This window comes from Paenibacillus soyae (assembly GCF_024623455.1).
In the GTDB taxonomy this organism is placed as follows: Bacteria; Bacillota; Bacilli; order Paenibacillales; family Paenibacillaceae; genus Pristimantibacillus; species Pristimantibacillus soyae.
Genome location: NZ_JANIPJ010000034.1, coordinates 24420 through 33231 on the forward strand (window position 1 = coordinate 24420; position 8812 = coordinate 33231).

Below are 8812 nucleotides of genomic sequence, written 5' to 3' on the forward strand. Positions count from 1 at the left end.
GATTCGGGGAGCTTCTGTCGGTATACGTCTAAATACTACGCCTTCGCCGCCGCGCAGAACTGAGCGAGCGCCTTCTCCAGCACGAAGCGCGGGCACGCGAGGTTGATGCGCAGCCAGCCTTCGCCTTCGGTGCCGAAGGTGGAGCCCTCGTTGAAAGCGACCTTCGCTTTCTCGTACATCAGCTGCTTCAGCCCGTTCTTGTCGAGGCCCAGCGCCCGGCAGTCCAGCCAGAGCAGGTACGTGCCCTCCGGCTTCATCGGCTTCGCCTCCGGCAGATGCTCCGCCAGGTAGGACAGCGCGTAGTTCAGGTTGCCTTCAATATAAACCATCAGCTCGTCCAGCCAGTCTTCGCTTTCGTTGTAGGCGGCCACGACCGCTTCCTGGGCAAAGTGGTGGGACATATGGATGCTGAGCGTCTTGATGCGCCGGTCGAGCTTCGCCTTCATCTCGCGGTTCGACACGACCATAAACGACGTATGCAAGCCCGGCAAATTAAACGTCTTGGTTGCGGCCAGGCACGTGATCGTCACATCCGCCAGCTCCGGCGACAGCGAGGCGAACGGCACGTATTCATGGCCCGGATACACGAGGTCGCAATGGATCTCGTCCGATACGACGATGACGCCGTAACGCAGGCACAAGGCGCCAAGCGCCTCGAGCTCCTCGCGGCTCCACACGCGTCCGCCCGGATTGTGCGGGTTGCAGAGCAGAATCATCTTCGCTCCGTCCTGGAACAAGCCTTCCAGATGCTCCATATCCATCTCGTAATGCCCGTTCCGAATGATCAGCGGATTCAGCGCCAGCTCGCGGTCGTTCATCTTCACGACATCGTAGAACGGATAATAGACCGGCGTCTGGATGACGACCTTGTCGCCGGGCGCCGTGAACTGCTCGACGCACAGGCTCAGCGTCGTCACAACGCTCGGACTGTCCGCGATCCATTCTCTCTGCAAGCTCCAGCCGTGCTTCCGCCCGAACCAGCTCATGATCGAGTCCAAATATTCGTCCGTCCGGATCGCGTATCCGTAAGCGCCCAGCTCCACGCGTTTCTTCAGCGCTTCCTGAACGGCTGGCGGGCTGGGGAAATCCATATCCGCAACCCACAACGGCAGGATATCCTCATTGCCGAACAACGGACCTACCTGGTCCCACTTATAAGAGCGCGTTTTCTTCCGGTCAATCAGCTCATCGAATTGGTAAGCCACAGTCAATCTCTCCCGTCATTGATGTGAGCTCTTGCTTGAAAGAGCTTTTTTTCTCCCCTTATCTTACCTATTCCCCCTGCCGAAATCAAAAAGAATTATCGACTAGACGTCGAACTCCAGCTGCTTGGACGCCTTATCGATCCAATCGAATGGCGATGCGACCGCCTCGGGATCGTACGTATAGGGACCGATCCGCAGCTGAAATTCCACCTTATAGCCGCCGGAGCGTTCTCTTGCGTTAAACTCCGCCATATTCGCTTTGAGCCGTTCCGCGACGATCTTCGCCCCGTCGCGGCCCGCGAACAGCAGCAGTCCCCAAGTAGCCTTGCCCGGGTCCAGCATGTACAGCGTATCGTTGCTCCGAATGCTCGCCTGGCTGAGCTCGGACAGCTCGAGCAGCACCGAGCTCATCTGTTCGTCGCTGATCAGTCGCCGCACCTCGTCCCAATACCGCACCTGGATGACAAGCAGCGTAAGAGGAATGCCGTAGCGCGTCGACAACGCCATGAACACGGCGGCATCCTTCTGGAAGATGAGGGCGCCCCGAAGATTCGTCTCTTGATCTAACGCTCCAAGCCGGCTGTTCGCTTCTCGCAGCGCGTCGTTGTCCGTCTGCAGCCGCTTCATCCCGAGCGAGAACAACCATACCGCGGCTGTGTAAAGCGGGGCCATCAGCAGCCAGAAGTAGGCGCCGGGCGGCACGGCATCCCCTACCGCCAGGGTCTGATATAGCGTGTAGGTGCCATACCCGAACAAAAACAAGATGTTCAGGATAAGGCCCGTCGTCACGTTGATGAAGTACGACAGAATCGAGATCAGGAACGCGAGGTTCAGCAGGACGATATTTTGCAAGAAATGGGTTTGCTCGCCGGATACGAACAAGATCCCCGCGAAACAGAGGACGATGAACAGCAAGAAGCCGCTGTCGGACAAGATGCTTCCCGCATTACGCTTCACCTTGGCCACCCCGTTTCTTCCGGTATTTGCGCGCCATCAGCAGCAGGGACAGCAGCACCAGCACCAGAATGAGCGCCGCGGCCGTCAGGAACCGAAGCATGTCCGAACGGGAAAACACGCTCTCCAGCGTCCGCTCCGGCACCGCTTCCGCCTGCTCCTTGAAGCGGTACGAGTTCACGATGCCATCCCGATCAACTAGCACCGCATCGCCCCATACCTTCCAGCGCTCCGCCTCGGATGCGATCAGCCGGGATACCTGCCTTATTCCTCCCGTATCCGGACCCGTGACCGCCAGCAGCGCATGCCCCGCTTCGTAAGGAGAAGCGATCAGCTGCAGGGAACCGAGACGCGCGCCGTATTCGGGATCCAGGCTCCGTTTCTCGTTCGATACAAAAGCGCGGCCTTCCGTATCGTATCGAAAGAACAGAGATTCATTGACGGACCGGATTAACGCATGCTGCTTGAAGCTGCCAATCGCGATAACGTTACGATCCCTCCACGTCTCGGCCGGCTCGTCGTCGAAGAAGAAACGCACCTCGCCCGCATTGCTGTCCGCATACTGGCCGAGGAGGCTGAACAAATAGCCTACTGCCGCGTAGATATCACCGCCCCGCTCCTCTATCGGCAGCACGACCGCCACCTTATGGAACAACCCGTCCCGCAGGAACGGATACGGATAGTTCTCGAATAACAAATCCGTATTATCCTTCGTATTCAGCTGGAGCATCGACGTTTCGGCAATGTAGGCCCAAGGCGTTTGTCCGTTGTCCGGAAGGCAATAATCGCCTTCAACCTCGAGGTCGAACGCCGCCGTTATCATAAAATTGCCGGATATGTTCAGATTTTTCGGAATGGGGAGCGTTAAGGTATCCGCGTCGGCCAGCTCCTCGCTTAAGCGCTTGCTGCCGATCGGCTTGCCGTCGATCAGAATCGTAACCAAGGAGCGGTTAAAATCCAGGTTCTTGGCATAACGGAAATCCAGCCGCACCTTGCTAGCTTCCGCAATGGCGCGGTTCGCGGGCAGCGATATAAAAAACGACCGTTCTTGATGCCGCGGGCCGTCTATCCGCACGCCGCCCGCCGTCAGCAGCTCGTTCCGGCTTACTTGAACCTCCGGCGTATCCACGTTCGTATCCGCCGTCACAATTGCCAGACTCCTTCCAAGCTGGCTGACGAGCTCTTGATTGCCCAGCAGCCTGCCCGCCTTCGCCAGAAGGACGGGATCGTCACCCGTTACGATCAGCACATGCCTCCCGTTCGTTTGCGCGAGCTGCAGCGCCGCTTCGCGGCTCCAGTCCCGCTTCTCCAGCAGCGCGTCTAGCTCGGCGGGCAGATGCTCGCGCAGAGCGACCACGACGGTAACCGCTCTCGACAGCCAGCGGGGATCGCTAAGGGAGAGCAGCTCGATCGGTTCTTCCTGGAGCGTGCTTGCTTTGGCGAAGCCCGCCACCGCATAAGCGGCTGCCTCCAGCTCGGCGGAGCCGCCGTTCTCCGGTATGACGACGGCGTTCATCCGGTCTTGAACGACATCGAGACCGCCGAACCGCGCGGCGAAATCGCGAATGGTCCCGTCCAGGGGACGAGGCTCGTAGTCGATCTGGAGGGAGGTCGTGGCGAACAATCGCAGCCAATTATCTTGGCGATCCTCTTCCGCGCATAGTCTCTCCTCTTCCGCGGTCCGGATGCCCCCCTGCACGGTCAACGTATTCGAACCGGAACGGAGCAGGTCCGTCGGCACCGCCACTTGAACGTTATACCTCTTCTGGCCATCCGCCGGCGGACGGAAGGAATAGAACGGAGTCCCGTTCAGCAGCAGCGTAACGCTGGACGTCTCTTGCCTCGCGAGTGCCGTCGCCTCGTAATTCAAGCTAAGGGTTGCCTGCTTCACCTGCCAATAATCCGGGATTTGGAAGCCGCTTTGGCTGGAGGCGTAAGATCCCGAAAGCGACCAATCCTCCTGGGACAGGATGATCGGGAACCTCTCGGCGCCCGCCCGTTCTCCCGGCAGTATCAGCACCAGCATTGCTGCAGCGACCCAACCAATCAGCCAGGCGGCCGTTCGCTTCTTCACTCCGTCCATCCCCCTTCCCCTTCTCTTAGTAGCGTTCCGTTTTGTACCATTTGGCTTCCCGTTTGTAGAGCAAGTCCTTGAAATAAGCGAACATGCCGTATGCGGCGACCGCCATCCACAGCTGGCAGTACGTCACGTACATAAGCGCGATTTGCCATAGATTGGACAGGCTAAGCTCCCCTTTCTCCGTCGTGAGCGTGATGAACGTTCCGACGATAAACAGCACGACCGCCAGCGTCCACAGCAGCGAGCTGAACCCGGCGATCGTCGTATGAACGAGCCCCATCGCGTGCAGCACGAGCAGAATGTCGGACATGATCAGCGAGGTTAACAGCAGAAAGTAGATGGACAGCAGATAAATAATGTCGAACCGGACGACCTTCGTGCGGCGCCGGAAGATCATCGGGATATTTTTGACGATGACGTAAATATTGCCCTTCGCCCAGCGCGTCCGCTGCTTGAACCACACCTTGACCGTCTGCGGCTCCTGCTCCCAGGTGACGGATTTCGGCTGAAACTTGATTCGGTAGCCCATCTGGTAGATGCGGAAGCTGATCTCGGTATCCTCGGCGAGCGCCTTCACGTCCCAGCCTCCAAGCTTGGTTACGATGCTTCGCCTCATCACGAAGTTCGTGCCCGGAATGGTGCAGAGCTTGAACAGCTTCCATCTCCCGGCCTGAGCCATCCATTGGAACGACAAGGTCTCGATGTTGATGAAACGGGTCAGCAGGCTTGCGTCCCGGTTGCGCGTGCGGAACTTGCCTATGACGACGCCCAGCCCTTCATCCCTCATCAGCTCGGCGACCAGATAACGCAGCGCCTTGCGCTCCGGCGTGTTGTCCGCGTCGTAAATCGCGATAAGCTCGCCCCGGCTCCTCTCGAAGCCGATATTGAGCGCGTTCGACTTGCCTTTCCCTCCGGTGACGGCATCTGTGTTGATGACGATCAGATTTCGTTCCGAGTGCCTGGACTGGAGGCTTGCCAGCAAAGCCGCGCTTTGATCGGAGGAATTATCGTTGATGACGATAATTTCGTACCGGTCCCGCGGATAGTCGAGCGCGAGCAAAGATTCCACCGTCGGAATGATCACCATTCCTTCATTATGGGCGGGCACCATGATGCTGACGAACGGGGCTTCGCCGCTTAGGACGGGCTCCGGCGTCGCCTCGCAATCCATGTAATAGAGATAGCCCGCGATAATGAGGACGATGTTGACCAGAAGCAGCGTCCATATGCAGAAGACGGCAATTACCATCAAGACATCCGCTATCGTCATCCCGCACCCACCTCCATGTCATTTCATGAATTTACGCCGGTATAATCGGACGCCAATGAGCAGAAACACTCCGAATACGATCAAGCTGAAGCAAATAACGGTGACATAGACGTAATTCTGAACCGTAAAGAGGCGTTCCAGGCTCTTGCGTTCTTCTTCCCTGTATGCGTAGTCCGCGCTTACGGCTCGTACGGCATCGTTCAGGCCGATCGGGCTCCCGTTGATCGCAAGCGTCCCTTGCGAGGATTCCAGCGAATAGGCTTCGGTGCGCGTCAGATGCCTGCCTTTCTTAAAGTCGGCGAAAACGATCCAATCGCTCTTCCAGCGCCGCAAGGCGCTCTCCATTCCGGCCGCGTCCGTGAAAAAATCGGCATACATCGCAACATCCACCGGGAGCGTTGCGCTCGAACGGTCCTTCCAATACGGCTCAAGCTCGTCCCACCGAACGCATAGCATCGACTCCGGAAACGTCGTGTTCAGCTCCGCTTGCTCGAGATAGAAGGCATCGCTGTCCGGGTACAACGCCGACGACCGGAAAAAAGCCATCCCTTCCTCCGCGAACTGTCCTTCGTTCCGCAAATAAAGGCCGGCATCCGCGCCGACGCCAAGCGGGACGATGCTGCTCTCGGCGAGCAGATTAAGAAACCCCGCCATCTTTTCCTTTATCGGGCTGGTCTGAATACCTGCCGCCCCGGATACGACCGGAGCCTCCGCAAAGATCGTTCCGTTGCGCGACTGCGCGTATTTCAGCACCTCCAAGTAACGCCGCATGGCCGGAAAGTCCGTATTGGCGAAGACGGGGCGAACGCTGTAGATAAAAGGAAGTCCCGCGTCGTACAGCGCGTCCGCCGTCGCTTGGAGCAGAGCCAGGTCGGTGAAGGGGTAGATTTCCTTCAACAATAGATGCGCGCTTCCCGTCCGTGAATCGCCGAGCCAATCCTTGAGCATGTAAGCCATCGCCAGCTCGGAGGCGGCTCCCGCGACGAAGACAGGCGCGTAAGCGATACCTTGCTCAAGCACGGCAAATGGAGCTTGCTTGCCCGAGCTTGGCCACGCCACGCTCCCATAGGGCGTGCCTTGCGAGTCCGAAATATATGGCATTCGTTCGGCTTCTCCCAGCGGAGCCCCCTCGAGCGGTCCGATGGTCACCTGCGCTTGCTCGGCTTCCGACAACGCCGTCCGCAGCCGAAGCCGCTCCGCGAACGCCGACGGGAGGTCGTACCCTGCATGCAGATAAGGCAGGCCGTAGCGCAATAAATCCTCCGCGTAGAGGTGCCTCGCATTCGATCCGTCAGGCTTGGGGTTATTCGCCATGAAGACAAGTCCCCGGTACTCCGCCAGCTGTCCTTCCCTGTATTCGTCCACCCGCTGCAGCTTCGCCTGAAGGCCCTTTACCGCGAGCAAGCGGAGCATCGCCTCCACGTTGCCTTCGCGCGCGGTGCCGATCGCCAAGCTGTCGAACAGGAGCAGCACGCGACGAGGCGGCTGCTCTTCCGCTTGAATGACATGAGGCTGGAGCGTAACGCTCGCCGCTGTGCAGAAGGAGATGACAAGGATAAGCAGCCGGGTCATGCTTGGCTTGAGCTTGGGAACGGCTTGGTTCAGAGGGCGCCTCCTCATCCTTCTCCTCCTCCCTTCCTTTCGCGAGCCCGGGTCCTGCTTCGTATGACGTCCGCTAATCCCGCAAACAGGATAAGATCGAACGTCACCGTGAACAGAAACTCGTGCTTCGACAAATCCGCATCGCCGGCTCCGATGATAGACACCGCCATGCTGGATAAACCGATGAGGATGATCATGACGACAAGAGGCAGCTTCATGGCGGCCCGCATATTCTTCGACTTCACAGCCGCCATGAAGGATGGCGCATAGAAGCCGATAGCCGCCAGAGCCCAAATCGCGACAAAGCCGATCGTTTTCGGCCATAAAGCCTGCTTCAGCTCGCTGTAGCCCGTGAAGAAACGGGCATGCTCGCCGAACGGCTTGCCCGCCGCAAGCTCGAAGCTGCCCATCGCTTCTGGCCGGATCGTGAAGGCGTGCCTGGCCGCCAGCTGGAGCATGTCCACGGCTTGCGCGGGATGCGCCAGGTAATAGCCAAGTATAGGCAGAAAGCCGTATCGGCCGTAGAAGCTTTGGTCAAGAATCGGCGATTGGACGTCGACCGTCGTATACAGCTCGTAATAGATGCTGCCGGCCAATATCGCATATTGCTCGTCGATGCCGAACGCGGCCAAGGCAGCCTCCGGGTTGCCGGAGGTCAGGAGCGGTCCCCGCGTCATTGCGTGATATTGGTTGATGTTCACGAATTCCTGCGGAATGAGAGCGTAGACGGCGATTCCGGTCAGCAGCAGCAGAGCCAAGGAAGCCCCTGCCGTCACGCGGAACGCCTTCCTGCGAATCAACAACAGCGGCAGGCCCATGACGCCGGCAATAACGCCGACCGGAGCGTTCTGCTGCTTCGCCGCCGTAAGCAGCAGCGCGCTTACGGCGAATAAAGCCAGCATGGCGTAATCGTTGTAGCGCCCGCGGCACAGCAGCAGGCCGGACGCCGCCAGGAGCATCGTCATGATCAGCACGACGGCCTCGCCGTAGAAGGAATGAAAATAAGCGGTATATCCCGTATCACCGAACATGAACACCGCGATCAGGGCGACGAAGTAACCCGGCTTGCGCGGCATTTTCCAAGTGACGCTCTCCACCAGCAGATACACAGCCGACGTATAGAGGGCAAGGTATAGAGCGCCCTGCGCCCGGATATCGAATACGTGCGGCGAATAGAGAAGCTTGTTCAGCCAGACGGCAATGCGGATGAACAACGACTGCGAGGACAGCAGCGCGGCTTCGTTGTCATTGAAATATTGCATAATGCCGTATTGCCTCACGAAATAGCCAAAATATTGACCGTCGTAATCCGGCGCGTTGAAATAGAGGCCGTTGCCGTATAAAATGCGGTAAAAGTCGCCGTTGTCCGCCATTCCGACGTAAGGCTTCACGAAAAGCGCCGCCGATCCGATGGCGACGGTCAGCATCGCGGCCAGCAGAGCCGGCGAAACGAAGCGCGAAAACGAGGAGATCCATCGAACGGTCCATCGTCCCGTGTGAAAGCGATCCATGGTATTCCCCCTAAAGTTTTGCGGAATGCAGTGGAGCAAAACCGCTTCGGAAGCTTTCGCTTAGTTTTGCGGAATGCAGTGGAGCAAAACCGCTTCGGAAGCTTTCGCTTAGTTTTGCGGAATGCAGTGGAGCAAAACCGCTTCGGAAGCTTTCGCTTAGTTTTGCGGAATGCAGTGGAGCAAAACCGCT

Annotated in this window: 7 protein-coding genes; all 7 read right to left on the reverse strand. The window is 58.4% G+C overall.

What is annotated here, in order from left to right:
* Nucleotides 1-35: 35 nt before the first annotated feature.
* Nucleotides 36-1205, reverse strand: coding sequence for a MalY/PatB family protein (locus NQZ67_RS28450; protein WP_257452654.1), 1170 nt, complete (start codon nt 1203-1205; stop codon nt 36-38).
* Between the two features lie 102 nt (nt 1206-1307).
* Nucleotides 1308-2171 carry a GGDEF domain-containing protein gene (locus NQZ67_RS28455; protein ID WP_257452656.1) on the reverse strand — a complete coding sequence of 288 codons (864 nt, stop codon included), beginning with the start codon at nt 2169-2171 and terminating at the stop codon, nt 1308-1310.
* Nucleotides 2152-4233 carry a cellulose biosynthesis cyclic di-GMP-binding regulatory protein BcsB gene (locus tag NQZ67_RS28460; protein WP_257452658.1) on the reverse strand — a complete coding sequence of 694 codons (2082 nt, stop codon included), beginning with the start codon at nt 4231-4233 and terminating at the stop codon, nt 2152-2154. The genes NQZ67_RS28455 and NQZ67_RS28460 overlap by 20 nt, the downstream gene beginning before the upstream one ends.
* Before the next feature lie 25 nt (nt 4234-4258).
* On the reverse strand, nt 4259-5509 hold the full coding sequence (locus NQZ67_RS28465; RefSeq protein WP_257452660.1) for a glycosyltransferase family 2 protein: 1251 nt from the start codon (nt 5507-5509) through the stop codon (nt 4259-4261).
* A gap of 18 nt (nt 5510-5527) precedes the next feature.
* Entirely contained in the window at nt 5528-7129 is a 1602-nt protein-coding gene (locus NQZ67_RS28470) for a hypothetical protein (RefSeq protein ID WP_257452663.1), read from the reverse strand.
* Entirely contained in the window at nt 7126-8622 is a 1497-nt protein-coding gene (wsfD, locus tag NQZ67_RS28475; protein ID WP_257452666.1) for a glycan biosynthesis hexose transferase WsfD, read from the reverse strand. The genes NQZ67_RS28470 and wsfD overlap by 4 nt, the downstream gene beginning before the upstream one ends.
* A gap of 10 nt (nt 8623-8632) precedes the next feature.
* Nucleotides 8633-8812: hypothetical protein (locus NQZ67_RS28480; protein WP_257452668.1), on the reverse strand; the 180-nt coding region annotated here is incomplete at its 5' end.